Source organism: Leptospira mayottensis 200901116 (genome assembly GCF_000306675.2).
Lineage (GTDB): Bacteria > Spirochaetota > Leptospiria > Leptospirales > Leptospiraceae > Leptospira > Leptospira mayottensis.
Genome location: NZ_CP024871.1, coordinates 3,439,585 through 3,464,678 on the forward strand (window position 1 = coordinate 3,439,585; position 25,094 = coordinate 3,464,678).

Below are 25,094 nucleotides of genomic sequence, written 5' to 3' on the forward strand. Positions count from 1 at the left end.
TTTTTTTTCGGTGTGTGAGTTTGCTAAGGGCTAAAACGCTTTGGATTGACGAACGCTATGGGAAAATTGCAATTCCAGCAGTTTCAGGGTTAGGGCAATTTAGACGGTATGGGCGTTGAAACTCAAAGAAGAGAAGAAGACGGAATCCTTGATCACATTCTGGGTAAGGCGGCTGAGACGTTAGGCGGCGGTCTGGATTGGGTAGGTAACAAGATCGATGGAGCAATCGACAGCGTTGTCGGAGTTGCCTCAAGTGCTTGGGATGGTGCTAAGAACGCGTTTGGTGGCAATGAAGTAGAAAGTCTTTGTTTTGTTGCGGGAACACTTGTGCTGACAGGCAGAGGATTAAAAACGATCGAGAGAATCAAAGTCGGAGAGGAAGTCTTGGCGTATGATCCGAGAACAAACACTCAGACGTTCAAGGCGGTGGTTCGTTTGTTTAACAATGAAAGTTCAGAACTTTTGAAAATCAACTTTGGAGACGGAGAAGAAGTAAATACAACACCCGGTCACAGATTCTTTACGGACAACAGAGGCTTTGTGTTAGCAAGTGAACTTACGACCAAAGACTTGTTATTCGACAAATCCGAACAGAGCGTAAGGATTCATTCGATTGAGAAGGAAACGTTGAAAGAAAAGACGAGTGTGTTCAACTTCGAGGTCGAAGATTATCACACCTACTACGTTGGAGAAACTTGTATTCTGGTTCACAACGACAGTGTGAAGATGTTGCAGGAGAGACTCGGCGGTGAGAAACCTGGATTCTTTTCAGGCCTTGGAGAAAAGTTTAGCAACTTGATGAGTGGAAACGGATTCAATACGAACGCATCGTTAAACTCGGGTCCTGTGAAAATAGTGGCAGGAACCGGAGGTGGTAAAGCTACGGGAGATATATTAGAAGATTCTAACGGAAAGCTGTATCAAAAGCAGACAAAAGGTGGAAAGACGGAATGGGTCGAGGTTAATCCGGCAACGATGAATCCGGAGAGACATGCGGAAGGCCAAGCATTGATGGCCCAAGGAGCGGCTAACGGAGATTTGGCTGCGTATTCCAAAGGGCTTGCGATGACGAAAGGATATGGTTGGAACGACAACGGTTTGAACATGGTTGGAATTAGAGTTCCTGTGGATTCTCAGAATGCGACTCACAACGACTTTATGTTAGCGATTAACAAGGGTAAGTTGGAATCGGTGCATTTTGCGTCTACACAACCTGGACAAAATAGTTATCCAGCAAATTCGAAAACAGGAAGCCCAAGTAGTGCGGCTCTCGGAGGAGTGGGAGAAATATCGACAGGCCACTTTAATATGGTGGGAGTGGACAAGACAGCTGGGGGAATGGAAACACGCGTATTTAGCGGGAATGGCGGACGGAACGGTTCCAGGAGCAAGAGACGCAAATGCGGACGGAAACCACAGTGCCGCTGAGAGATCGATGGAGAACTTGAAAAAGATGACCGAAGTCTTTATCCACCAGGGTGGGAATGATACGGTTAATATTGTAAGGAGAGTGTCGGCTTGATTGTGTAAATGACTTGTGAATAACCAAAAAGTAACAAGGATAAACCCAATATGAGCAACCCCAAAAATCGAGCTGAAGAGCTACTCGATGAATTAATCAAAGATAAGAGTCCTGAAGATCTACTGGGAAATGAAGGCCTCTTAAAGCAACTAACGAAATCACTGATAGAGCGAGCGATGCAAGGTGAGATGACGCATCACCTTGGATACGAGAAGAATTCCTCGTTGGGCAATAACACAGGAAATTCTCGGAATGGAAAAAGTAGCAAAAAGCTCAAAGGAGATTTTGGAACAATCGATTTGGAAATACCTCGAGACAGAAACGGCAGTTTCGAACCGCAGATCATACAAAAAGGTCAGACACGTTTTACCGGCTTCGACGATAAGATCATTTCGATGTATTCACGCGGAATGACCACACGAGAAATTACCCAACATCTCCAAGAAATCTATCAAGTGGAAGTCTCAGCGGATCTGATCTCAGAAGTCACCGATTCGGTACTGGAAACGGTGATCGAGTGGCAGAATCGCCCTTTGGATAAAGTATATCCAATTCTCATCATGGACGCGTTAGTCGTAAAGGTGAGAGACGGCACCACGTTCAAAACAAATCCTTCTATTTGGCTTTAGGAATCAATCTACAGGGCACAAAAGAGATACTTGGGATTTGGGTGGAGCGCACCGAAGGAGCGAAGTTCTGGCTTCAGATCTTAACCGATTTAAAGAATCGCGGAGTTGAAGATATCTTAATCGCCTGCGTTGACGGGTTAAAAGGATTTCCGGATACGATCATATCAGTTTTTCCTAATGCACAAGTTCAACTTTGTATCGTTCATATGGTAAGGAATTCTTTGAAATGGGTTTCTTACAAACAGAAGAAAGAGTTGATGATTGATTTAAAGGCTATCTACAAATCTCCGTCGGCAGAGATTGCTAAGAAAAGCCTTGATGATTTTTCAACCAAATGGGACAGTCAATATCCGATGATCAGCAAGTCCTGGAGAAACAATTGGGAATCGGTGATTCCTTTTTTGGCTTATCCACCTAATATTCGTAAGGCGATTTACACCACAAACGCCATCGAATCTATGAATATGGGTTTAAGAAAAATTATCAAGAATCGGGGTTCGTTTCCTACCGATGAAGCGGCTATCAAGCTTCTTTATTTAGCTTTGAATAATATGTCTAAAAAATGGACCATGCCTATTCAAGATTGGGGAAAAGCAATGAATCAATTTTCGATTATTTTCGGCGATCGGTTGAAGTTCGATTCGTTTTAAGATATGTCATTTACACAATCGACACGACACCCTCAAGATAATTTTCAGATTTTCTTTCCCAACGAATTAGGATAGCTCTGAATCGATTGTGCCAACTGTTAGTTCTTTCAACGACCCATCGTCTAGATTTTCCATTGTATTTACCGATGAGAGGCTTTTCACCTTTTTTCCGAATATGAGATTGAATGTTTCTTCTTTTGATTAAAACTTCTATATCTTGGAAGTCATAACCTTTATCTAAACAAAGATGTTTTGGCTTTTTTCTTCTTTTTCCGGAAAATATTAGGATTGAATTCAACGTATCTTTTACACCGTGTTTGTCATGAACGTTAGCTCCAGTCAACGTAATTGCCAAAGGAATTCCATTTCCATCCGTAAGGATATGCCGTTTAACCCCTAATTTGGCACGGTCTGTAGGATTTTTCCCGGTTAAACTCCCCCTTTGGGAGCTTTAACCATTGCCGAATCCATCGAAGCCCAGTCCCATGCTATCTGATTCTTTACATCATAATATTTTAAAATAGATTTATAGATCTTTTTGAATACTCCTGCCCGTTCCCATTCTTGAAATCTTCTGTGACAAGTTTGACCAGATCCAAACTCATTGGGAATTGCACGCCACTGACAGCCTGTTTTCATTCGATAGATGATACCTGCCATTACTATTCTTGAAGGAACACGATTGCGACCTCCTTGAAGATTGGGCTTTTCTTTAGGAATCAATGGTGCTATTTTTTCCCAAAGCGCATCGGGGATTTCTGAATAATATTTGTCCATTTCACATTTATATTTTTACACTTTCTCTGTACAACCAGTTTTGAGACCGGCTCTAAGCGTTCGGAAGTGATTGAGAATTCTGTCTGCGTTACCACGGCGAATCTTCCAAAGTCATCGATAATATTCAAAATTCTGAATCTTTTTCCCGAGTAGAGTGAGTCCGACATGAAATCCATGGACCATCTTTCTCCAGAATTCTTAGGAACAAGCTTTGGAACTGATGGTAACGATAGTTTCTTTCGCTTTGGTTTGATTCGATATTTTAAGCCCAATTCGGAATACAAGCGATAGATTCGTTTATGATTTACTCGTTCTTCTTGTCGTATGAAGTCATGGATCTGTCTGTAACCCGCCCTTTTATACTTATACGCTAAAGAACGAATTCGATCTTTTAGTTCTATGTCTGGATCCTGAATTTTGGAACGATACCGAAAGCCAGTCCGCGAAACGCTCAAGAGTCTACAGGACTTGCGTTCCCCGAGCTTTGATTTGATTAACATGACCGCCTCTTGTTTCTGCTCTCGGCTTACCACTTTTTTTCAAGTAACATCTTGATTGCTTCATTTTCTAAAGCTAATTCTGCATACAGTTTCTTGAGCTTACTATTCTCTTCTTCCAAAGTTTTCATCCGCTTTAGATCGCTCAGTTCGAGACCACCATATTTCGAACGCCAACGGTAAAATGTATTTCCGCTGATTCCATACTTCCGACAAATATCTGGGGTCGAAACTCCTGATTCCGATTCCTTTAGAATCTTATGGATTTGTTCTTCGCTGAATCGTTTCTTCATATTTTCCTCCAAGTTTATGATTCTTCTGGAGGATTTCAAACATTCTAACTGGTCCTAAATTCGGGGGATAGGTCACAAAAGCCCTCGAATAATAAATAAACCTTAGCCACAAAAGCATACCTAGAATTCAAATAAAATATTTAAATTTTATTAAATTATAAAAAACTATTATTATTTTTTACTACAAAAATAGACCGAAGCAATTCAGCAGGCCCATTTCCATAATTGGAACTTAGGGCAACGGATACAGAGTCCAAATAGACAATTAGATATTACTAAATTCAAAAAGCAGAAAGTAGAGATAAAACTCAATCTCACTCCCCCACAGGCCCGGCCGCTCGATAAGGGAAAACTCCCCTATCCACGACACCTTGAAGCGGGAGTAGTTTGGAGAACGATTCGTTTAAATAGGAACTCGGTTTGCCTCTTTTAGTTTTGCAAGATTACCTTCCAGAAAGAAAAGAGTATCAAGATGATAATCTTTCGTGTGTTTGAGTCGGGCTTGTTTTCTCTCTTCCGGAAGTCTTCTGCAGGAAAGTTCGAGTAAGATTCCCGCTAAAAGTCTGGAACAAGTAAAAACGATCTCTTCTGCGTATAGGTCCTTATTTTCTTTTTTTGAAAAATTTTTGTAAAGGGATACCAACTCTTGAAATTCGTGAAACAATTTATGAGTAAGAGGAAAATCCGATTTGTTTACAAGCTCGGAGATGTATTCTCCGAACGAATGAGTCAAACCGGAAGTGATTCCCCCGATACACGCGTTGATTTGAATTTGCGAGGTCCCATCATAGATCGTAGTGATCCTTGCATCACGATAAATTCTAGAGATATCATAGTCTTCGGTATAACCAGAACCTCCGTGAATTTGAAGTGCGTCGCTGACTACTTTCAAACAGGTTTCGGAACAATAAAATTTGCTGATCGGAGTAAGTACATTTGCGATTTTTTCCCAATAGTGCACGATGATATCGTTCTTTGCTTCTTTTTCGGTAGCTCCTTGTTTTTCAAGACGAAACATTCTCCAATAATAACGATCCATCACTCGAGAACCTTCCAGAGTCAGACATCGCATCGCATACGTTTCCCTTTCGATTCGATCGATGATTTTTTTTACTGCAGGAATTTCTATCAAAGGTTTTCCAAATTGAATTCTTTCCTTTGTGTATTTTAGAGCTTCATAATATGCTGCGGTTGCAAGTCCGGTGGATTGTTGTGCAATACCCATTCTCGCTCCGTTCAACATTCCCATCGTATATTTTATGAGTCCGAGACCTTCTTCACCAATTAAGAGTCCGGGAGAATTTTCGAAGACTACTTCGCAAGTAGGAGAGCAATGAAGCCCTAGTTTGCGTTCAATTCCCGCAATTTGAACATCCTTGCTTTGAACGAGAAAAAGCGAAAGTCCCCTTGCACCGGAATTTGTTTTTCCCGAACGTGCCAGGGTCAATAAAATCGCAGGAATGTCACCGAACCCACAACCATGTGTAATGAACCGTTTGGTTCCATTCAACACCCAATTTCCATACTTATCTTTCGTGGCTTTGGTTCTAAGATTAGAAAGATCAGAACCGTGATCGGGCTCGGTGAGTCCCATTGCACAGACAAATTTTCCGGCGGCAAATTTCGGAATCCATTCCTCTTTCATTTCCCGAGCCGCATGGTGTTCCAAAATTTCGGCGAGATTTACACATCCAATGGCAATGGCGAGTGATGTATCTACTCTGTAAAAAATTTCGGAAATAAAAGATTTCACAGTCCAAGGTATACCAAGTCCGCCGTATTTTCTCGAAAATCCGTAAGCTTGAACTCCGGCTTCTACGACTTTGGAAACCAGTTCGATCATCTTCGGCGGAAATTCGACTTTACCATCTTTGAATTTTAATCCTTCTCTGTCGAGTTTCGCTACATGCGGAGAAAGAATATTTCCGGCTAAATCCCCTACGGTGTTTAAAAGAGTTTTATAATATTCTTTTGTTTCGGATGGATTTGCCGGTCCTCCGTCAGAAGGGTCGGGAAATTCGTTTTCGTAATCAAGTATGATTTCAGTCCAGGGAAGAATGTGCTCAAAATGATTCTGGATATCTTGGTTATCCGAAAAGTAATTGTTTTGAATCATAGAGTCTCCTGGGACTAAGAGCCCGCCTCAAAATGTAGGAACTACTACAATTTTAAACGACAGGAAAAAACCGCCAATGCGACGTAATCTGTGGAAACTCCCACGTTTTTTAGAAACTTGCCAGATCGTTTAGAGATATTCTTTTAAGGTTTTTAAGACAGACTCTGATATGGCGCCCCCAATCAGAGCCGTAAATATTTTTTCGCATTTTTTTTTAATCACCCAATAATTTAACTCGTTAGAGAAAAGCATTCGCGACGATTGATCAGACTGATATTCGCGGGTTGGATACCGCAGGATAATCTATACATCGGGAGCTATTCTTAGTCTTAAAACGAAGGTCAAATTTGAAATTCAAATTTGCTTCAACACTGAGCCAACAAGTATTCCTCCTTTATCGTACATCTTCTCTAACGAATTCAATTATTGGATGAAACATTACTCTAACTCTATGCAACCAGATTCATCGCCGCCCAAAGAAATCCGGATAACTCTCTTGAAACTGCCGTTATCATTACCTGAGGAGTTTTTCCTCTTTGCTGTAGATTACGAAACTTCTTGTGTAATCTGAGAGATGCTTTTTCCGCCAAAGCAACAACTAACGCAGGTTGTCCCGATCTACGTGCGGTTACAATTTTACTTCCTGTTCCAGGGAAACGATGTTGCCAAGCTGCTTCTGTCAATATTCTTCGAAGTCTGGGACTTCCAGTTTTTGTTATCCCTGTTTGTTTTCTTTTGGAACCGCTGGAATATTCTCCCGGAACAAGTCCTAAAAAACTCATGAACGAACCGGCTGTTTTGAATCGTTTGAAGTCACAAACCTCACAAAGTAAAAACATTGCGGTTAAATAATCCACTCCTCGGAAACATCTTAATATTCCTACTTTCTCTCGATACGGTTCACTTTCCGCTATCTCTTGTATCCTCTTATCCATCGCTTTTAAATTCTCTTCTTGAACTCTTACTCGACTATAATAGTCGTTAAACGTCTCTTGAAGGATCTCATTGTTAAACTGTAGATTGTTCAACCATTTGTTATGACTGACTGTCCAATACTTTGTTGCTGAGTAAGTTATACCCTTTCTTAATAAGAATTTCATCAACCTCTGACGATTCCTTCCTAAATCCAAACGAAGGCTGTCACGGGATCTTAGATAATCCCTTACCGCTTCGTCCTCTTCACTCGGTACATGAATCGATTCTAATTCTCCACTTCGTAATAATTTTGCTAACTTGATCGCGTCTCTCTTATCCGTTTTGATCTTATCCGAACTTTGTCTTGGTATCTTTCCGGGTGCTACAAGGATACAATTCACTCCCAAAGACTTTAGATATCTGTAAAGTGGATAACCGGTTACTCCCGCCTCGTAACAACTATGTATCTCGTTCCATTCTGATTTTAGTTTATTGACGAACTTTTTGATCTGAACCTCATTATGTTTTATCTGCTGTTCTTTTACTATTTCCTTTGTATTGCTCGTTAAATTCGCAATTCTGTTCGTTTCTTTGTGGACATCCATTCCTACATATACTTTTCTTTTCATTACGTTCCTTCTGTTGGTTTTCTTGTTTTGTGGTATATGCTTGCATCGAACCCACGCTTTTCAAGCCCAGAAGGGGCGCCATTTTGTCTTAGTCAGTATAAAAGATCGGAAAGACCTAGAAAAGGAAAATTGTAATAGCTCCTGCATTTTTAGTGTAATAATAAGAAGAAGAATATCAGAAGTCCGAAAGCTAATGCCACTTCTACAAAAGACAACGTATAATTGTATCGATGAATTTCGGCGGAACTTTTCAAGACTAACCCGGCAAACATCTCCTCCACCGTCCGATCCGAAATGTGCGACCATATAGACATCAACCCGATGAGTGTGTTCATTTTTTCTTCGATCGCATTCGATTTATTGAATACGAATTTTTGATACGATACGGCTCTATAATCGAAATTATATTTTTCGTCTTTGTTCCGAAACCCACCTTCGATCAATCATACTCCAGACGTCGTTCACATGATGCATAATTTCCTCATAGTCAAAACCAACGGTTTCCCATTTTAAAACTTCTTGGAGAGGACGAAAATCGTGCAGTTTTTTGAATTAAAGCATGCCCAAAAAACATTTCAATCATTCAGTAAGTTCGTAATAAAATGCAGGAACTCCCCGTTTCCTTAGGGGTTTATAGGCTTTAGAACAGTCTTTCGTTGCTAAATTCCTATGGATCTCATGTCCTAAGTTTTTAGGAAAAGCTTTTAATCCGAGAATGAGGAAATAAATTTTTTCTTTTTTTCGCAAGAGAATCTTTTCCCGAAAGAATCGCGATAAGATTGTCTAATCAACACATGATTTTTACAAATGTTCCTAAGGAATAATCGGCTTTTGCAATGAGGGACGACTTCTAAAACATAAAAGCGTAACAAAAGCAAAATCTTTTAAGGATGAACAACTGTCTACAAGGGAATATTCAATGCTTCAACAACATAGACTGAAGATCAGGAGTTACCGGTATCGCAAAACTTCAGTTAGACTGAAAGAACGTAAACACAAGAGACTTCTATAAACCAAATCAATTTCTTTTTGACAAAGATTAGATTTATATCAAACCGACGACAGCACTTGTCCGAACATCAGACCGGATTACGTCGCAAAATATTAGAATCGTTTCTCGAAATCGATTTGGAATTGACCTTTCTTTTTAGCTGGATTTTTAAAAGCATCGGGTGCAGAATTTCAGAACTCGTCCCAAAGGGGTTGGTTTAACGGCGAAAATACGATTTAAAAACCTATAAATTCTCCAAAGAGACTCAACCTGTGGGGAACACAGCGTTTTGTTATTAACGACTTAAAATCATGATCCAAAAACGGAATATTAAAAAGTTAAAATGTTTCCGAAAGAAAAAACAAAAGCGAATGGCCTGAGTTCGTTTTTAAAACGCAAAAACGCCATATTGATTTATTTTTTATGGACAACTTTTTATGTTGCACCGTTGTATTCTCAAGAAAAAAATTCAGATTCTTCTAAACAACCGGAAACAAAAACGCAAATTTCAATACAAACCCAACCCCAATTCTCAGAAGAAGTCCCTAAAAAGGAAATCGAAGAACAGAAGATAAACAAATATCAGCCCACGTTCGGTTTTTTTATAGATTCGTATTATGCACACAATCCGTATCGTTCCAATTCGAGGGACAATCGATATCTCACTCAACCGGCGCGTTGGGATGAAGGTAATATCAATCTCGCTTATGTAGACGGGAAAATCGAAACGGACCAATACCGGGGCAGGGTCGCTTTCCAATTTGGAAATTCCGTAAACGCGAATTACAAAAACGAAGTCAGTTCGGAAAAAAATTCTAATGAACTTTCCGTAAGAAACATACAAGAAGCGTACGCCGGAATCAAACTCGCAAAAAATCTCTGGCTCGATGGAGGAGTTTATTTCGGAAATATAGGACTTGAAAATTGGATTTCTCAGAATAATTGGAACTATTCAAGGGCACTCGCTCTGGATTACGTGCCTTATTATTCGAGCGGTTTCAGACTTTCTTATCAATATTCGGATAAATTATCCTTTCAATTCCATTTGATGAACGGTTGGTCGAATATCACCGAAACAAATCGGGATAAAGCGATCGGAACTCAAATCGATTATAAAGTTACGGATAAGTTCAAGATCACACACAACACCTTTTTCGGAAACGAGGCTCCCGATAATCAATCTAGACAAACAATATATTATAATAATTTAATATTCAAATATAATTTCACAAAATACATCATCGTGGCAGGATCGGGTGACATTGGAATCCAAAGGGTACCCGATTCGGGCGTTCAAGCTTATAGACAATGGTATCACGGAACGTTTTGGATAACTCTGAGGCCAGTCGAGAAATTCAGAACTTCTTTGCGCTTAGAAAGGATGTTTGACCCGGAGCAGACGATTATTCGAACCGGTACGAAAAACGGATTTTTAACTTCGGGTGCCACAATCACATTCGATTATATTCCAAACGAAAGCGCAATGATTCGGCTAGAAGGACGTTATTTTCGTTCCTATGATGCTGTTTTTGATCGTGATCGGTCCAAATCCAAAGAGGAAAAGTTTATCGTTTTTGCGATTTCCCTGAAAATCTAAACTTTGATTTCGAATTTCGGTTGCACGGAAGTAAAATAACAAAGGAAAATCTCGCGAAGATTGAACGAAATTTGTGGTAAGGTTGTAAGTATGGAACAGGCAACATTAGGTGGCGGTTGTTTTTGGTGTCTCGAAGCTGTGTATCAAATGGTGGAAGGGATAGAATCCGTCGTGTCTGGATACGCGGCCGGACAGACGAAAAATCCGGATTACCGCTCCGTATGTTCGGGAACGACGGGACACGCAGAAGTGGTTCAAATCACTTTCGATTCGAAGATTATTAGTTATTTTGAAATTCTCGAAATTTTTTGGATCTCTCACGATCCCACTACGTTAAACCGACAAGGAAACGACGCGGGAACTCAGTATCGATCCATCATACTTTATCATTCTCCCGAACAGAAAAAACAAGCGGAACAATCTATACAAAAAGCCGGAGAACATTTTTCGGATCCGATCGTAACTCAGGTGGAAGCATTGGAAGAATTTTATCCTGCCGAAAATTACCATCAAAATTACTTCAGAACGAATCCAAAACAGACTTATTGTCATTATGTGATCAAACCAAAAATCGATAAATATCTCAAAACGGGTTTCAAAGTTAGGAAAGAAGGTTCCTAGATCGTCTAAGAATTCTACTTGCCCCTCTCCGAATCGGAGGATAGTTTGATTTTCTAATGAACGCTACTATACGAAGGATTTTTCTGATTCTCCTCCTGGGAACGTTCCTTTCCCAATGTAAGGCAAGTATACAACTTCAAGGTGAAATTCATCATCCCAAAACCGAAGACGGTTGGGATCTGACGTTGGAACATTTTCCACCAGCACCTGGTTCCCCTTCCAAAAAATATCCTGTTATACTATGCCACGGATTAATAGCCAATAGAACTTATATGAAGATCAATGAGAAAAGCTCCATCGTCGGAAGACTTCAAAAAGAAGGTTATGACGTTTGGCTGTTGGATTTAAGAGGGAGAAGGGATGCAGGTTATCCTTCTTTGTTTTTCGGAGACAAAACTTTCTCCTATAGCATGGACGACTATATTCGGTACGACGTGGATACAGCCATTAAACACGTGTTAAATTCTACTGGAAAGGATAAAGTCAATTGGGTCGGTCATAGTTTGGGCGGTACGATCATCTATTCGAGAATTGGGAGCTTTAGTGAAAAAAGAATCGTAAATCTTGTTGCAATCGGTTCTTCCGCAATTCTCGATTCTCCGAGTTTTGCCCTTAAAAGTTGGGTTTCTCTTTCTTGGCTAGCAAACCTTTTGCCAGTCGTTCCCGCCGAAACCTGGATTGGAATCGAAGGAGCAACGGGGATTCCGTTTCTACCCCAAGAATTTCTCGAAGAACTTTTTTGGCACGAACCCAATATTGATTCTTCGATTCTTTCGGGAGTAAAAACGACTTCGATCAATCCAGGAACAAAGAAGGAAGTCTTTCAGTTTCAAGATCTTGTAGAAAACGGAGAACTCCGAAGTTTGGATCGTAAAATTTCCTACTCAAACGGACTTAAGAATATTAAAATTCCTACTTTGTTGATTGCGGGAAGAAGAGACAAGATCGGAACGGCCTATTCTCTTCGTTACGCATATGATACAATTTCCTCCGAAGATAAAACCCTTTTTATCGTATCCAGAGCGAACAATCATTCCGAAGATTATGGTCATATGGATTTGATCGTCGGAAAGAATGCCGATAAAGATGTCTTTGTTCCTCTTGTAGTTTGGTTGAATAAGAGAAACTAATTTCTATTTTGGATTTAAAAATGAAACCTACGAACATGAAATTGGCAGTAATCGTATTTTTTGTGGCCGCATTTGTAAGCTGTACACGTTATGTGGTCATTACGGAACAGAAATTCACTTCACAAACCGCGAACATAGGGCCAAATGTATTCCTAACCACCTTTTCCTACGAAAATTCTCCCTATCCTCCAGTCCTTCTCGTAGACCCGGTCTTTATCAACAAAAAGGTTTTGTATCTAGGGGATAAATCTGGATTAATCGGAGTTTTAAACGGAAACGGCTTTTCGGTTTGGCTGTTGCACTTTGAAGATTACAAATCCGTAAATCTCAAGGAAACGGGGGAAAATCTAATTCCAGACGTTATCGCAAAAATTCAAAAAGTCACCGGTCAAAAGGAATACATTCTCGGCGGTGTTTCCTTGGGAGGACAAGCGATACTACATTCTTTCAAAGCCAAAAAGATACCGGATATTTCTAAAGCGTTTTTTCTTGGAACTGGAATGGACTATAAATACAACGATAGTTTTATCGAACAAATGAAGGCCGAAAAAAGATTCGGGACTGACTTAAGTGTTTCCTGCAAAAACAAGGATAGTTTCTGCAAACGATTTATCTCTTTCGACGAAGACGATCCTACGATTCTATTTGTATATCAGAATCTTTTTAATTACTTGCCTACTTTGGAGGAAAACCCGAAAACTTGGGAACCGTTTGAGTCTACGAGTTTCCCTTCCCTTTTTATCGGAGGAAGAATCGACAATGTATCTCCAACGGAAAGTATTCATCCGACTTATAAAAGAAAAAAAGGAAAAAAAGAGTATTGGGAAGTGGGAAGGGATAATGGGACGTCGATCGACTATGATCATTTAGGACTTTTCGCCTACAAAGACGCTCCTTCCGACATTTATCAAAGAATCGCCAATTGGTTAAAAGAAAAAGAAATCACTAAGACCACTTCCAGCCCAGCAGATCCATAACCTTCTTGATGTCCTCCCAGACCTCGCGTTTGAGAGGACTGTTCTCTCCGCCGTTACGAATCACAAAACTAGGATGATACGTAGGCATCACAGGAATTCCGAAAAAAGTTCCCCAGGTCCCTCTGAGTTTCGTAATTCCCTCTTTTGTATTTAAGATAAATCTTGTGGAAGGATTTCCGAGTGTTACGATCACTTTCGGTTGAATGATTTCAAGTTGTCTCAGAAGATACGGGGCACAGGCTCTGGTTTCCTCGTCTTCGGGAGGTCTGTCCTTTTCGAACTTCATGTCAACGGTCGGTCTACACTTCACAATGTTCGCGATGTAAACCGATTCTCTCGGAACTTTCATTCCCTTTTCTATGATTCTTGTAAGTAGTTCACCGGCTCTGCCCACAAAAGGACGGCCGGTGAGATCCTCTTGTCTACCGGGCCCCTCTCCGATGAAAACCACTTCCGAATCTGGATTCCCCTCTCCAAAAACCGTACGAGTGCGGGTCGTATGGAGTTTGCAGAGCTTACATGCAAATACCTCAGATTGAATGAGGTCGAGTCTTCTTAGTTTTTCTTCATTGCTCATAGAAATACGTTTCATCCAATTTGACAAAGAATTTCTATGGAGTCAATGGAAATGATCATCTTATAGAAGCGGAACCTTATATTCCACAGTACGTATACGCGGATCTCCAAGGGCGATTTCACGCAGCTCATTCTTGATCATGCCCGCTATTATCTTTGCATAGAATCTGAGCTTCCCTCATTCAAGAATGATTGGGGAAAAATTAAAACATAAAAACCGCTTTCGATCCAATCTGCAAAACGATTGAAATGCGATACGTTTATTTCCGAAGCGGCTTCCGGAAACCGCATCACATCTGATAAAATAAGAATTCATATTTCATAATACTATAAATTATATTTTGGAAAAAGCTTTGAACCCAAAAATGCCAATGGTTCGGTAGAATTTGGGCTCGAATTTTTAATCGACGAACATATCCAATCCATTCTACCAGAAGTGTTTTATCATATATATATTAGAAAAACTGATTTTTCACTGTGGCACAAATTTCAATACATACTTTGAGTCTTTTTCAATTTGAGACTGTGTAAATCGAATTGCGCGATGTTCTCCGTTCAGAAACATTTGAATCTGGTCGCCATAAAAAGGAGAGCCCAGATTTCCGGAATTTCCCGTTGGTAATACTGACCAAGAATTTTCAGGATTTACAAGATCAATGATTCTTCGCTTGGAAGGTCCTACTCGAGGTGTCATCTTTGGATTGATTTCTTTTTGATTCATTAGATTGATCACGGCTTCTCCCGAAGCGACTGGGAATGGTCCTTGATTGAAAATCAAACCAAGAAGGGGAACTTTTCCCATTGGATGTTCAAACGTGATTTCGTGTGCCTTTTTCCATTTCCAAGAAGAGGGAGAACCGCCAAGTTCTTTGGACAAATAACGAACCGTTTGTGCAAAAGAACGGATGAGAATATCTCTTCTCGTTTCTTGAAGATCCTGAGTGGAAAGATCGTCCCAAAAATCGGATTTCGGATTAGCAAGAATCGACTTATAAGAATTCCAACGTTCCGCAGTGTGACCGAAAACTTGAAGATTCGATTCTCCGAATTCGTCCATCCATAAATTCAACATTACGAATTGATTGAGCGTATGAAAGATCGTGGCTCCGGGCGAATCCAATGTGTTTTCCCCGTCGAACTTTCGATAGACATCCAGAGCTTCTCGAAATACTCCTGACCAATTTTTATCCAACTCAAGTTCCAAAGAGATCAAAGGAACCATGGTTCTTGCGGAAAAAGAATGAATGTCCGTCTGGATTTTTTTCATATCGTCCACGGACCAATTTTTTTTCCCGGAAAGAAGTTCGTAGATCCTTCTTCCCCGATCCGATTCTTGCCAATAACCTTCGGGTTTTCCATAACCTTTGAGTTCGTAGGTAGGCAGATGATTTGCTGTGAGAATAATCCCTTCCGGCGGATTGATAAGTTTGGGATTTTGAGTAAACGGAAGATAACCGATTACCTCGTCTTCACCCGAAGCCCCGTTTAAAATTTTACGAGTATTGGTTTTATTTTTACGAATCGGAAATCTTCCAACACTCCACCAAGCTATGTTACCCTTTGCATCCGCATACGAGACATTCAAGCCGGGCGCCGGTAAAACGGAAACAACATCGAAACACTCTTGCAAAGAAGAACAATGCCCAAGGGAATAAATTGTTTCCAAAAGTGAAACAGGAAGATGATGAAAGATCCAATAGAGAGAAACAACCGGTCCCGTATATCCCGCTATCGGTTTGGAGAGGATCGGACCGTGAGAGGTTACTTGGATCGTAATTTCACGTGCTTCTTCTCCTTTGACGGGAATCAATTCCTTAAAAACTTGAACCGGAACCCAACTTCCTTTTTCTTTTACGAAATTTGGTTTTGTCGGATGTAGGATCTCCTCATAAAAATCCATGTCGTCATTTTCCAACATAGTCAATGCCCAAGCTTTTTTTGCGTTATGCGCGATTATTGGAAAAGGAAAGATAGGAAGGTGATATCCGTACGTTTCGTAATTTCCCGCCATTAAATGAACTTCATACCAAGTTCCGGGATTACTGTAACCGATATGCGGATCGTTTGCTAAAATTGCACCGCCGGTCGTTGATCGAGAAGGACCAATTACCCAAGAGTTGCTTCCCAAAAACAAAGGAAGTTCCTCTAGGATCTGATTCGTTTTTTGGATTACGGAACCGAAGTCAGAAAGTTCGTTCGATTTTGTGAATTTGGATTTTTTTGCTAAGAGGAAAAAATTTTTTCGAGTTTCGGTTAATCTTTTAGGGGAATAGGAAGGTTGATTCTCTCGAATCGAAAATGGATCTTCGGTATCGTGTCTTGGAAATAGCTCGCTTACGTTTCGATTCGGAAGTTTTCTTTCTAAAATGGAGTAAAGAGAATCACTTCGCAAAGCCTCCGCAAAAGAAAAAGATAATAAAGAAAGAGCACTCAGTACGTCGAGCCGATCGAAGGGTTTGGGTTGATATCCCAGAATCGTAAACTCAATCGGAAGTGATTCCGTTTTTAAAAAGTAATTGATTCCTTCCAAAAAAGAATCCAATTCTTTCAAAATTTGAGGGTTTCCTTTTACGGATTCCCGTAACATCTTTTCCGCAGTTCTCTTTAATAGTACCTGCCTTAAAAAAGTATCGGTTGGAACTAATTCAGCCCCTAAAACTTCAGATAATTCGCCCCTGGCCGCTCTTCTTAGGATTTCCATTTGAAACAAACGATCACTTGCGCTTACATAACCTAACGCGAAATAGGCGGAGGAAGAATCGTCGGATCGAATATGAGGAACTCCGTAAGAATCTCGGACGACAGAAACTGGTTTTGTAAGTCCGGGGACCGCCAACTCTCCCGACAAACGAGGGGCTTTCCAAAAAATCAAAAATAAAAAGACTATTTTTACAAAAACGATGAGAACAAGAAACGTAACTAAGAATCGGCGGATCCAAGTCGGCATACGATTCCAAAAACTTAATATTGTGTGGATGATGTTTTTCATAGTTTAACCAGTTTCTATAATTCTAAAAAGAAATTTTAATTTAAACGTTCTTACAAACTTGGATTTTCGTATATCCCAACCCAAAGAAAGAAATCGTCATCTTGTTTTTTTGAATTTGTTTGTCTTATAAAACTTGCATTTTAGATAAGATATAAAATTCGAAAACGTACAACCTCACCTCCTTTTAGGCTAGGAGCATTCCATTTCAATAGCAAGAAAAGTTTAATGCCCGTCCTCCAAAAACCTAAAAGAAATCAGCTACAATCATTCGGCAAGTTCGTAATAAAATGTAGTAGTTTCCACAGATTACGTCCCCTTAGGTCAAACTCATGTGTTTTCGAATCGTCTTTCTTTGATAACGGATTTAGAGTCTGCCCCAAAACCTGAAGAGAAATCAGTTTGAATCATTTAGTAAATTCGTAATGAAATTCGGTAGTTTCCACATTCAGTTGTATTCATACTTTCAATACGGCTCTCGAACAAGTCCCTAAGAATAAAAAGATTATCCATCATTCCGACCTTTGTTCGAAGGATTACACGGATATTCCACGTAAGCGCCGGGCCACAGATCGGTATCGAAGGAATCGTTAGAGTTGTTGAAAAATTAATTCTCTATCCGTTTCTGCTGTATTGAAATGGGCGTTTGAAGCGGTTTTGTTAATCTGAATCATGGAATTTTCAACAACTCTATTGTTATGAAAATTCCGTAACGGAAAGAATTAATAAAACTCTTAAATTCGGATTATCATACAATACTTTCGATAATTTTAAGGAAGTTCGATACCCTATCAATCAAGTAGTCTTTCTTTACAACAGTGTTCGGCTTCATCAGCATTTAGGATTTTTTACTACCTCTTCCTGACAACTTTTTCTAGGACGCTACACAGTCATCTGACTCCTTCACTGATTCCTAAAAAGAGTTGGAGAGGGATCCCCGGGGTGTTTTTTACAAAACATTACCCCGGAGAGGAAACTTTTATCGCATGAAACATTGAGTTTTTCCGGTAAAAATTCTCATCTTAGAGATATGTTAGAATCTCCATTGACGAAACCCGCTCCTCCTGTAGGGAAAAGAAGCATCCGGCGAGATAAGGTTCCAAAAAAGGGAGGCGCATCGGGCAAGTGGCACCAAGTATCCGTGTTCGGTGCATAGCGGAGCGTGGGAGGAACTGCCCAGCCGCTGCCACCGACCATCACGACAGAACCATCCACTTCCAGAAAGGCACCATGCTCCGTCCGACGTCCCGGCATTGTAAATACTGTCCATTGATTTGTATTGGGATCAAAGATCTCCAGTGTATTTCTATATCTACTAACCCATGTTCCTCCGACCCAATCACTGGCCCCTCCCCCTGCAACGAGCAGACGACCGTCTTGCAGTAATGTCGCAGTATGAGACTCGCGGCCTTCATTTAAGCCCGGACCGTTCACCCACTGATTCGTCTGCGGATTGTAAAGGAGTGTGGCACTGATTCCTGTTTCGTTAGGATCCATTCCACCGACAATCATTACCCTTCCATCGTTCAGAAGAGTGGCAGTATGATAAACTCTTCCCGAGAGAGGCGGACCTGTTTCAGTCCATTGTCCGGTTGCAGGATTATAGATTTCGGCTTTTGCGTCGACCCCGCTTATAAACGTCCCTCCAACCGCAAGCACCCTACCGTCTGCAAGCACAGTCAATGTGTGTGCAGCACGCGCGGTGTTCATTGGGTTTGTATTCAGGTGTCTCGGGTCGTTGATGATCTGTCCTGTGTTTGGATCAAAAACCGGATTTGCGGCGGTATCGATAATTTCAGCGACATTCGATTCATTGGATGTAAAATCGAATCCTCCGGTTATCAGAACTCTAGAAGCAGAGATAGGAACCGCCGCCGCGTCTTCTTTCTCTATATTCAGGTCAGGACCGGCCCATATCGCTCCATTTGCGATATTATAGAAGCGAGTAACTTTTGTTAGGACGTCCCCGTTCCAAGTATCCCATCCGCCACTGGCAACGGCGATTCCGTTACCGAGACCAGTGAAAGTTTGATTCACTCCCGTTCCGGGTAATTCATTTTGAGTCCATTGACGCACGTTCGTTGTGCAGGCTGCCGTCGGAGTTTCCGGATCCGGATTTGCCACCGGAAGCCCCCCGCCTGCATTTCCGGAATTGGAACCGGGAGTTTGTGTACTCGTAGTAGGGCTATTTGGCGTTGAAGAATTAGCTAAACTGAAGATGGGTAAATGTTCGTCCTCTTTTTCTTTCTGACAGTTTACGAAGAAAAAGAACAAAAAAAGTGATATGGCAGCTATTTGTTTTAGAATCATAGTAAAAATCCTTTTTTTCAAGGTATCCAATTCGCTTACGATTTTTGATCTTCAATTGTGCCAGGAAAAGGTGTTTTTCTGTAAACAAATCCGAACTCGAAAAAAAGAATTCTTCTGTAGAATTCAAAAAATTAGGAGTTTCTACGCTTTCAAGATAAACTCCCCGAATTGGTGGACATGAGCCGTGCATCAACAAAAGGCGAAAAAAGCATGTCTCGAAAAAGACATATGATGAAGACTTCAAGAAAAACGCTGTTTGAGTTATTGATAAAAACAAAAAAGTCAATAACTCAGATATCCAAAGACTTGGGAGTCTCGGTAAACATGCTTGAGCAACTGGAAGAAAAAGTATCTGACGGATGATGGACCATTTAAAGATGCACTTCAAGAGAAAGTGATCGTCTTGAAAAAGAATTATCGGAAGTGAAGGAAACGTTTCTTATTGGAGTTGCTTGACAGAGATTTCCTTTTCATTTTTTTGGTCGATATGAATCAGAAAACTGCAAAACTTCTTAACAAATACGCAGAACTTAAGGGTGTAAGTTCTAAACAAATCAAAAGAGAATGGTTAGTTTTGAACGAACATCAGAAAGATCAAAAAAGACAGGAGATTTTGAAAGAGCTGGTGAAATAAATCGGCTTTTTTTAATCTTTTCAACCTGATCCCGGTCCACTTTTAGATCTTCCGAATTTATAAAACCGGGCAGACCTCATGGAAGAAATCGAACTCACTAAAGAATTCCGCTTCGATGCCGCCCATCTTCTTCCGAACGTACCCGACGGTCATAAATGCAAACGACTACACGGTCATAGCTTTCGATTTAAACTTCATTTAAAGGGAAGAATCGACTCAAATACTGGCTGGCTGATTGATTACGCGGAAGTCAGTAGAATCGTGAAACCTTTGATTGAAGATCATCTGGATCATTATTATCTGAATGAAGTTCCTGGTCTTGAAAATCCAACTTCCGAAAACACAGCCATCTGGCTTTGGAAGCACCTTAAACCTTTATTACCTTTGCTTTATAAAATCACTTTGAATGAAACTTGCACAAGTGCTTGTATTTATGAAGGTCCGAAAGGATCTGTTTAAGAGGATCGTTTTTGAATTCTAGGAAAAATAAAAATTCGAGCCGAAAACATTCCGATCCAAGTTCGAAATCTGCAAATGATAAGGCCGTCGTACTTTTATCCGGAGGATTAGACTCGACCACTTGTCTCTACCAAGCCATTGCAGACGGAAAAAAAATCCAAGCCCTTTCCTTTGACTACGGACAAAGACATAAAATCGAATTGTCTTATGCAAAAAAAATAACCCGTCAATTAGGAATATCTCACACAATTCAAAAGTTAAAACCGGAATTATTTTTAGGTTCGTCACTGACTCAGAAATCGCTTAAAGTTCCCAAAAATTCCTTAGGAAAAGAAAAGATTCCGAACACCTATGTTCCCGGGCGAAATATTCTATTTCTTTCCTTTGCGGTTTGTCTCGCAGAAGGCACCGGTTCAAGCTCTATCTACATCGGAGTGAACGCAATGGACTATTCCGGTTATCCGGATTGCAGACCGGAGTTTATCAAAATGTACGAAATGGCAATTCAGCTCGGAACCAAAAAAGGAAGTCAAGGTTCCTCGATCAAAATCGTGACTCCTCTTCAAAATCTTTCTAAAAAAGAAATCGTTCTTCTGGGAAATCGACTACAAGTGCCCTTTCATCTTACATTCTCCTGTTATGACCCAAAGAACAAGAAAGCGTGTGGAAGGTGTGATGCTTGTCTCTTGAGAAAAAAAGGTTTTCAGGAGACCGGAGTTTCTGAAAAGTGATTTCATCGGTTGATATTTGTTAACCCGACCTTCCTAACTCTCCAAAGGAAGGAATCTCTGTTTAGGAAAAGTTAAAATGGAACAGTTCGTAGGTTACCTGACGATCTTCTTACTGGCCGTATTTGTCGGCTTCGAAGTGATCACAAGAATTCCTCCTCTTTTACATACTCCTTTGATGTCAGGTTCCAACGCTATTTCCGGAATCACGATCATTGGAGCGATTCTCTCTCTTCATTCCGTGAATGGACCGTTGATCAATATCATCGGATTTATCGCGATGGTCGCCGCAACGATCAATGTTGTAGGCGGGTTCTTAGTGACTCATAGAATGTTAGGAATGTTCAAGAAGAAAGAAAAATAAGAATATGGAAAAGTCGATCATCAATTTAGTTTATCTTCTATCCTCGGTCCTTTTTATCGTAGGATTAAAGCTTCTTTCTCACCCAAAGACCGCAGTCAAAGGAAACTTTACAGGCGCCGTAGGAATGTTCTTTGCGATAGCGGCGGCCCTTGTTGAAAAAGGTCTTGCATATGAGTACATTCTAGCGGGATTCATCGTCGGAACCGCAATTGGAGTTTATCTCTCCGTGAAAGTGGAAATGACCGCGATGCCTCAACTTGTCGCGGCTTTGAACGGATTCGGGGGACTTGCTTCTTTCCTCGTTGCAGGCGCCGCAGTGATGGAAGTTCTTCATCAAGAAACCAACCTCGCAGTTTTAAAATCGTATCAGTTTACGATTTCCACCGCCGCATCTGGAATTATCGGAGCCGTGACTCTTACTGGAAGTTTTGTAGCTTATGGAAAACTCCAGGGAATTCTTTCCGAAAAGGCGGTTCGTTATCCGGGTGATCAACTTGTAAAAGTTCTTTTCTTTCTCGGTTCTATCGCCCTCAGCTACTTCGTTGTAACTCAACCTGAAAAGATAGAATGGTATTGGTATGTAGTCGTAGTAGGTTCTATTCTAGGAATTTTACTCGTAATGCCGATCGGTGGAGCGGATATGCCAGTCGTCATCGCACTTTTGAACTCTTATTCGGGAATTGCAGCCTCCGCCACCGGATTTGTCCTCGGCAACAACGTTCTTATCATCGCGGGTTCTCTCGTGGGAGCTTCCGGAATTATCCTAACACAGATTATGTGTAAGGCAATGAATCGCTCTCTTCCGAACGTTCTTTTCGGCGGGCTTGGTGCGGCGGTCGACACTTCCAAAGGTGGAGAGGATATCTACGCCGGAAAAACCAAAAGCACTTCCGCAGAAGAAGTTGCGATGCTTTTGGATATGGCTCAGAGAATTGTAATCGTTCCCGGCTACGGAATGGCGGTTGCGCAGGCTCAACATGCTGTAAGAGATCTTTATAATATTCTAACGGATAAAGGAATCGATGTTGAATTTGCGATCCATCCCGTTGCGGGAAGAATGCCCGGTCACATGAACGTTCTTTTAGCGGAAGCCGACATCCCTTACGACAAGATGAAAGAAATGGACGAAATCAATCCTTCTTTCGAACAAGTCGATGTTGTAATCGTCAACGGCGCAAACGACGTGGTAAACCCTCTTGCTAAAACGGATCCGAGCAGCCCAATCGCGGGAATGCCGATTTTGGACGTGGATAAAGCAAAAACGGTCATCGTTATTAAACGAAGTCTAAGCCCGGGATTTGCCGGAGTTCCAAATCCTCTCTTTATCCAGGACAATACTTTGATGTATTTCCAAGATGGCAAAAAAGCGACTCAGGAAATTGTAACGGCTCTGAAAGAAATATAAAAAATTATTTTTTTCAAGAATGCGCTAAAAAGCCGGATTGTAAAGTTCGGCTTTTTTATTTCACGTATATTCCATAAAGGATTCTATGAAAAAAACCGTTCCATCCAAAAATCAAACCTATTTCTCAGTCAATATCAACGAGATAGCGTCGGAAAGCCACGTTCCAAAAAAATGTTCAATCAACTCTTCGATAAAGACAAAGCGAAGATATCGGCGTTGTTGAAGAAGAAAGAATCTTAAAAACAAAAACATGAAACACCAACTAACGTATCAAGACGACAAATCCGATAAATTCTGGAACATTGAAGTTTCGGGAAAATCATTTACTGTAGCTTACGGCAAAACCGGAACAAACGGGCAAACACAAACGAAGGACTTTGACAGCGAAGAGAAATGCCTGAAAGAGGCAAAGAAACTACTCAGTGAAAAATTAAAGAAAGGTTATGTGGAAGGAAGTAATTTTGCTAATACGAAATCCTCTACCACTGATACAATAATGAAAAGTCAGGAACCCAAGATTGATTACCTCAAAGAATGGCAAGCTATTGTAGATGCCAAAGATTTGCACAAGGCTCTGATCGAACATTTTAGTTATTTGGGGGACAATCCACGTTTTAAAAAGCTATTGGAAGCCATTCTGAAAAAGGTCGTGAATGTGAGTTGTAGCGAGGAAGCTTTAGAGGTGACGTTTCCAAAATATAGAATGTTATGCACATCTCCATTGAAACAAATCCCCGCCGAATATCCTCGGTCCTATCAAGATATTCTGAAAAAGCACAAGACTATCGAACTTTCCGACTATCAATGTGTGCTCGGTGAACATGGTCGTTTTGATCAAGAAGTTCAAGATATTTGGTTTGAAGATCTTGGCGAAGAGGAAATGGGAGATTCTCACATTTTTGAATTCATAAAAGCGAAAAAACTTCTTCATGCTCCGATTGCTGACGGTATGAGCGGTAATTTCTGGATTTATCATCCCAATAAAAAAAACTCCTTGGGCGAACCGACGATTTACTATCTTGAGTCTGATGGCGAAATGATCTGTAACCCTCAATCTTGTAATGCGGGTAGTGTATTTTTGAAAAAACTTGCTGAATGTTTAAGTATGCAAATGGCAATGAAAGAAATATTATCCGGAGCAAAGGCCACAGATTATCAAGTATGGTGGGATAGTCTCGATAGCGAATGGAAAAAATTTCTCACTGATAGCTGCTATAGGAAAGAAGAACCGGCTGCGGAAGCTTTGGCATTGAAAAGTCTTGGTGATAATACGGATACCTATATCAAAACGCTTGAACCCTTGCGTTCCATGAAACTTCTCAAGACGTTGAGTCTTTTTGTCCCAAATATAAATGACATTTCTCCCTTAATAAACTTAAAGAAACTAAAAGATCTGCGCATACAAAGTACAAATATTTTGGATTTCTCACCTATCGGTAAACTCGTTAATTTGGAAAAACTTACGATCATTTTCACGAAAAGTATTGAATTAGATCTTTCCTGGTTGGAAAGCCTAACCAAATTGGACGACCTACTAATCTATGTCAAGGGTGAAGAAGAACAAATTCGAGTAAAGTCGTTTCACGCGTTACATGCACTCAAATCGTTAGTAAGATTAAGCCTTATGAATATCCGCTCAACGACCCGTGAAAAAATATCGATCGAGCCATTGTCAGCATTAACAAAATTGGAGGAACTCGAGCTTCGTGATTTTTCTCTTCAAAGCCTTGAGCCGCTTTATAAATTAGAATCATTAAAAAGTATTGATCTGTCTGATGGTTCGGTTGATAGGACTGAAGACATTAAAAATGCCATGCCATGGTGCAAGGTGTATTATTAAAACAATAAGGACGTATCTTAAAAAACATGAGTTCAGTGTAAGAAAATGAGAAAGAATTTTCTAAAAGCGAGAATTCCTACAATTTTAGAATTTGTTCGTAAAATCATGATTTGTAGTAATTTCCCCGCATTTTAAGAATCAATTTACAAAGTTCAAATTCCAACTTCCTACAGAAAAATGAATCATGGCGTTCTTACGCCGAACTCACGTTTATACAATAATATCATTCGATTTTTCTTCTCCCCAAAAATAACTCTCATTAGAAAATTCTCATGAATTACAAAAAACAAAAGGTGAAAGCGATCTTAAAAGAAGTTTGATCACTTTATTACGGAGTCGGACATAAAATTCGTAGATTGGGATAATCCAAGAACCAGCGACAGACCTTTTAATTGAAAATCCTGATTGAGTCATTACTTATAACGCTTTCAAAATTTCAAAGAGATAT

19 protein-coding genes and 3 pseudogenes are annotated in these 25,094 nt (G+C 40.4%); 14 read left to right on the forward strand and 8 right to left on the reverse strand.

The window, feature by feature from the left end; translation table 11 throughout:
* Positions 1-159: 159 nt before the first annotated feature.
* Both LEP1GSC190_RS20460 and LEP1GSC190_RS15755 read left to right on the forward strand, forming a co-directional pair.
* Positions 160-1,507, forward strand: a pseudogene (locus tag LEP1GSC190_RS20460) (Hint domain-containing protein); the annotation flags it as partial.
* A gap of 65 nt (positions 1,508-1,572) precedes the next feature.
* Positions 1,573-2,801: pseudogene (locus LEP1GSC190_RS15755) on the forward strand (IS256 family transposase).
* A 10-nt stretch (positions 2,802-2,811) separates the two neighbouring features.
* Here the strand turns inward: LEP1GSC190_RS15755 and LEP1GSC190_RS21215 are convergent.
* From LEP1GSC190_RS21215 to LEP1GSC190_RS15785, 5 genes and pseudogenes are all read right to left on the reverse strand, one after another.
* A protein-coding gene (locus LEP1GSC190_RS21215) for an IS5 family transposase (protein WP_420844268.1) occupies positions 2,812-3,578 on the reverse strand; the annotation gives its coding sequence in 2 pieces (ribosomal slippage) (positions 2,812-3,233 and positions 3,233-3,578; 768 coding nt in all).
* A gap of 53 nt (positions 3,579-3,631) precedes the next feature.
* A pseudogene (locus tag LEP1GSC190_RS21220) lies at positions 3,632-4,368 on the reverse strand (IS3 family transposase); the annotation flags it as partial.
* A 403-nt stretch (positions 4,369-4,771) separates the two neighbouring features.
* Positions 4,772-6,484, reverse strand: a complete 1,713-nt coding sequence (locus tag LEP1GSC190_RS15775) for an acyl-CoA dehydrogenase family protein (RefSeq protein WP_002747463.1) — start codon at positions 6,482-6,484, stop codon at positions 4,772-4,774.
* A 449-nt stretch (positions 6,485-6,933) separates the two neighbouring features.
* Positions 6,934-8,028, reverse strand: coding sequence for an IS110 family RNA-guided transposase (locus LEP1GSC190_RS15780; protein WP_117344635.1), 1,095 nt, complete (start codon positions 8,026-8,028; stop codon positions 6,934-6,936).
* A gap of 149 nt (positions 8,029-8,177) precedes the next feature.
* Positions 8,178-8,471, reverse strand: coding sequence for a hypothetical protein (locus LEP1GSC190_RS15785; protein ID WP_002747493.1), 294 nt, complete (start codon positions 8,469-8,471; stop codon positions 8,178-8,180).
* Between the two features lie 891 nt (positions 8,472-9,362).
* On the opposite strand from LEP1GSC190_RS15785, the gene LEP1GSC190_RS15790 reads away from it, so the two are divergent.
* From LEP1GSC190_RS15790 to LEP1GSC190_RS15805, 4 genes are all read left to right on the forward strand, one after another.
* A complete protein-coding gene (locus tag LEP1GSC190_RS15790) occupies positions 9,363-10,616 on the forward strand; it encodes an outer membrane beta-barrel protein (protein WP_002747248.1) in 1,254 nt (417 codons plus the stop codon).
* 90 nt (positions 10,617-10,706) lie between these two features.
* Positions 10,707-11,237 carry a peptide-methionine (S)-S-oxide reductase MsrA gene (gene msrA / locus LEP1GSC190_RS15795; protein ID WP_036048142.1) on the forward strand — a complete coding sequence of 177 codons (531 nt, stop codon included), beginning with the start codon at positions 10,707-10,709 and terminating at the stop codon, positions 11,235-11,237.
* A gap of 56 nt (positions 11,238-11,293) precedes the next feature.
* The gene (locus LEP1GSC190_RS15800) at positions 11,294-12,367 is read left to right on the forward strand and encodes an alpha/beta fold hydrolase (protein ID WP_002747307.1); all 1,074 of its coding nucleotides are present in this window, start codon (positions 11,294-11,296) and stop codon (positions 12,365-12,367) included.
* A gap of 20 nt (positions 12,368-12,387) precedes the next feature.
* Complete coding sequence (locus tag LEP1GSC190_RS15805) at positions 12,388-13,344, forward strand: alpha/beta hydrolase (protein WP_036048184.1); 957 nt, start codon at positions 12,388-12,390, stop codon at positions 13,342-13,344.
* Here the strand turns inward: LEP1GSC190_RS15805 and LEP1GSC190_RS15810 are convergent.
* Positions 13,313-13,921: a uracil-DNA glycosylase gene (locus tag LEP1GSC190_RS15810; RefSeq protein WP_002761228.1), complete on the reverse strand. Its 609-nt coding sequence runs from the start codon at positions 13,919-13,921 to the stop codon at positions 13,313-13,315. The two genes, LEP1GSC190_RS15805 and LEP1GSC190_RS15810, sit on opposite strands and share 32 nt — an antisense overlap.
* 471 nt (positions 13,922-14,392) lie before the next feature.
* On the reverse strand, positions 14,393-16,909 hold the full coding sequence (locus tag LEP1GSC190_RS15815; RefSeq protein WP_002747420.1) for a penicillin acylase family protein: 2,517 nt from the start codon (positions 16,907-16,909) through the stop codon (positions 14,393-14,395).
* A gap of 718 nt (positions 16,910-17,627) precedes the next feature.
* Here LEP1GSC190_RS15815 and LEP1GSC190_RS15820 point away from each other — a divergent pair.
* Entirely contained in the window at positions 17,628-17,771 is a 144-nt protein-coding gene (locus tag LEP1GSC190_RS15820) for a hypothetical protein (protein ID WP_081606738.1), read from the forward strand.
* 152 nt (positions 17,772-17,923) lie between these two features.
* Here the strand turns inward: LEP1GSC190_RS15820 and LEP1GSC190_RS15825 are convergent, their stop codons facing one another.
* A complete protein-coding gene (locus tag LEP1GSC190_RS15825; RefSeq protein ID WP_002747598.1) occupies positions 17,924-19,216 on the reverse strand; it encodes a Kelch repeat-containing protein in 1,293 nt (430 codons plus the stop codon).
* Between the two features lie 177 nt (positions 19,217-19,393).
* On the opposite strand from LEP1GSC190_RS15825, the gene LEP1GSC190_RS19930 reads away from it, so the two are divergent.
* The 7 genes from LEP1GSC190_RS19930 (at position 19,394) to LEP1GSC190_RS15850 (ending at position 24,646) form a co-directional block, all read left to right on the forward strand.
* A complete protein-coding gene (locus tag LEP1GSC190_RS19930) occupies positions 19,394-19,579 on the forward strand; it encodes a hypothetical protein (RefSeq protein ID WP_036048147.1) in 186 nt (61 codons plus the stop codon).
* A 124-nt stretch (positions 19,580-19,703) separates the two neighbouring features.
* Positions 19,704-19,850: a hypothetical protein gene (locus tag LEP1GSC190_RS19935; RefSeq protein ID WP_046690929.1), complete on the forward strand. Its 147-nt coding sequence runs from the start codon at positions 19,704-19,706 to the stop codon at positions 19,848-19,850.
* A 78-nt stretch (positions 19,851-19,928) separates the two neighbouring features.
* Entirely contained in the window at positions 19,929-20,309 is a 381-nt protein-coding gene (gene queD, locus LEP1GSC190_RS15830; RefSeq protein WP_002747566.1) for a 6-carboxytetrahydropterin synthase QueD, read from the forward strand.
* Positions 20,310-20,320: 11 nt separating this feature from the next.
* Positions 20,321-21,040: a 7-cyano-7-deazaguanine synthase QueC gene (queC, locus tag LEP1GSC190_RS15835; protein WP_002747348.1), complete on the forward strand. Its 720-nt coding sequence runs from the start codon at positions 20,321-20,323 to the stop codon at positions 21,038-21,040.
* Positions 21,041-21,116: 76 nt separating this feature from the next.
* Positions 21,117-21,401 carry an NAD(P) transhydrogenase subunit alpha part 2 gene (locus LEP1GSC190_RS15840; RefSeq protein ID WP_000434762.1) on the forward strand — a complete coding sequence of 95 codons (285 nt, stop codon included), beginning with the start codon at positions 21,117-21,119 and terminating at the stop codon, positions 21,399-21,401.
* A 4-nt stretch (positions 21,402-21,405) separates the two neighbouring features.
* Complete coding sequence (locus LEP1GSC190_RS15845; protein ID WP_002747295.1) at positions 21,406-22,806, forward strand: NAD(P)(+) transhydrogenase (Re/Si-specific) subunit beta; 1,401 nt, start codon at positions 21,406-21,408, stop codon at positions 22,804-22,806.
* Positions 22,807-23,056: 250 nt separating this feature from the next.
* On the forward strand, positions 23,057-24,646 hold the full coding sequence (locus LEP1GSC190_RS15850; protein WP_002747462.1) for a WGR domain-containing protein: 1,590 nt from the start codon (positions 23,057-23,059) through the stop codon (positions 24,644-24,646).
* Positions 24,647-25,094: the final 448 nt, after the last annotated feature.

Bases quoted from the DNA above. Each gene is read 5' to 3' on its own strand.
- LEP1GSC190_RS15775 (WP_002747463.1), bottom strand. From the start codon at position 6,484: ATGATTCAAAACAATTACTTTTCGGATAACCAAGATATCCAGAATCAT.
- LEP1GSC190_RS15780 (WP_117344635.1), bottom strand. From the start codon at position 8,028: ATGAAAAGAAAAGTATATGTAGGAATGGATGTCCACAAAGAAACGAAC.
- LEP1GSC190_RS15790 (WP_002747248.1), top strand. From the start codon at position 9,363: ATGTTTCCGAAAGAAAAAACAAAAGCGAATGGCCTGAGTTCGTTTTTA.
- msrA (WP_036048142.1), top strand. From the start codon at position 10,707: ATGGAACAGGCAACATTAGGTGGCGGTTGTTTTTGGTGTCTCGAAGCT.
- LEP1GSC190_RS15800 (WP_002747307.1), top strand. From the start codon at position 11,294: ATGAACGCTACTATACGAAGGATTTTTCTGATTCTCCTCCTGGGAACG.
- LEP1GSC190_RS15805 (WP_036048184.1), top strand. From the start codon at position 12,388: ATGAAACCTACGAACATGAAATTGGCAGTAATCGTATTTTTTGTGGCC.
- LEP1GSC190_RS15810 (WP_002761228.1), bottom strand. From the start codon at position 13,921: ATGAGCAATGAAGAAAAACTAAGAAGACTCGACCTCATTCAATCTGAG.
- LEP1GSC190_RS15815 (WP_002747420.1), bottom strand. From the start codon at position 16,909: ATGAAAAACATCATCCACACAATATTAAGTTTTTGGAATCGTATGCCG.
- LEP1GSC190_RS15825 (WP_002747598.1), bottom strand. From the start codon at position 19,216: ATGATTCTAAAACAAATAGCTGCCATATCACTTTTTTTGTTCTTTTTC.
- LEP1GSC190_RS19930 (WP_036048147.1), top strand. From the start codon at position 19,394: ATGAGCCGTGCATCAACAAAAGGCGAAAAAAGCATGTCTCGAAAAAGA.
- LEP1GSC190_RS19935 (WP_046690929.1), top strand. From the start codon at position 19,704: ATGAATCAGAAAACTGCAAAACTTCTTAACAAATACGCAGAACTTAAG.
- queD (WP_002747566.1), top strand. From the start codon at position 19,929: ATGGAAGAAATCGAACTCACTAAAGAATTCCGCTTCGATGCCGCCCAT.
- LEP1GSC190_RS15840 (WP_000434762.1), top strand. From the start codon at position 21,117: ATGGAACAGTTCGTAGGTTACCTGACGATCTTCTTACTGGCCGTATTT.
- LEP1GSC190_RS15845 (WP_002747295.1), top strand. From the start codon at position 21,406: ATGGAAAAGTCGATCATCAATTTAGTTTATCTTCTATCCTCGGTCCTT.
- LEP1GSC190_RS15850 (WP_002747462.1), top strand. From the start codon at position 23,057: ATGAAACACCAACTAACGTATCAAGACGACAAATCCGATAAATTCTGG.